We start from the raw sequence: 1,185 nt of genomic DNA on the forward strand, positions 1-1,185 counted from the left end.
CGTGTAATGCGACTGATAGCCCGGCATATGCACGATCATGTGATCGCCTGGCGCGAGCATCGTGTTCATGAACGAATAGATCGCTTCCTGAGCGCCCGTGTGCACGATGATCTCGTCAGCATCGATGTTCTCGTACAGCGTCGCCAGTTCGCGCCGCAGCGCGGGTGCGCCGGGATATTCCGTATAACCGAGCCAGGTATCGCGCAGACCGTCGATCGAGTCCGGTTCATATGCAAGCAGTTCGCCGATCGACATCGATTCGGGATCGGAACTGCACAACAGATGGCGCGCGGTGAATTCGTGCTGCGAGAAATAGCGTTCGAGTTTGAAGGGGTTCGGTTGCATCGCGTCGCTTGATCGGAATGGAAGAAGGCCCTAGTTTGCGCGTCTGATGTACATTCACATAGCTAAACTCTCTAATTCCGACTAAGGAATGCTAATGCTCGACTACGCTCCCCTCGATGCACTGCTTGCCGTCGTGCGCACCGGTTCTTTCGAGCGTGCGGCGCGTCAACTGAACGTCACGCCTTCGGCCGTCTCGCAGCGCGTGAAGCTCCTTGAAGAGCGCGTGGGCGCCCTGCTCGTCAAGCGCGGCCAACCATGCGAAGCAACCGCTTCCGGCGCGCTCTTGTGCCGCCACACCGAACGCGTGCAACTGCTCGAAGCCGAACTCGGCGGGCGCATGCCAGCCTTGCCTGGCGCGCAGAGCGAGCGTCGCGCGAAATTGCGCATCGCGGTGAACGACGACAGCATGAGCACATGGTTCATCGACGCCGCGGCGGACTTTTGCATCGAACGTGAACTGCTGCTCGATGTCGTCGTCGACGATCAGGATCACACGGCGCAACGCATCCGCGAAGGCGATGTGCAAGGCGCGATCACCACGCAAGCCGAGCCCGTTCCCGGCTGGCGTTCGATGAAGCTCGGACGCATGCGTTATCGCGCGGTATGTTCGCCCGCGTACTTCGCGCGCTATTTCGCCGATGGCCTCACGCGCGATGCGTTGCGCCGCGCGCCCTGCGTCAATTTCAACGAAAAGGATGAATTGCAGAAGCGCTTCATCAAACGCATGAGCCGCGCGGAGATCGAACCGCCCGCGCATGTCGTGCCGCATGGCGAGGGCTTCGTGCGCGCGTGCACGTCGGGGCTGGCGTGGGGAATGTGTCCGCAACGGCTCGTCGCGCA

At 61.3% G+C, this 1,185-nt stretch carries 2 protein-coding genes; one reads left to right on the forward strand and one right to left on the reverse strand.

The window, feature by feature from the left end:
- Positions 1–345: aminotransferase class I/II-fold pyridoxal phosphate-dependent enzyme (locus tag NCS02_RS17605; protein WP_250523248.1), on the reverse strand; the 345-nt coding region annotated here is incomplete at its 3' end.
- A 94-nt stretch (positions 346–439) separates the two neighbouring features.
- On the opposite strand from NCS02_RS17605, the gene NCS02_RS17610 reads away from it, so the two are divergent.
- On the forward strand, positions 440–1,185 hold a 746-nt coding region (locus NCS02_RS17610; RefSeq protein ID WP_250523249.1), incomplete at its 3' end, for a LysR family transcriptional regulator ArgP.

Origin of the sequence: Caballeronia sp. NCF2, from assembly GCF_023631205.1 — a bacterium.
Classification (GTDB): Bacteria; Pseudomonadota; Gammaproteobacteria; order Burkholderiales; family Burkholderiaceae; genus Caballeronia; species Caballeronia zhejiangensis.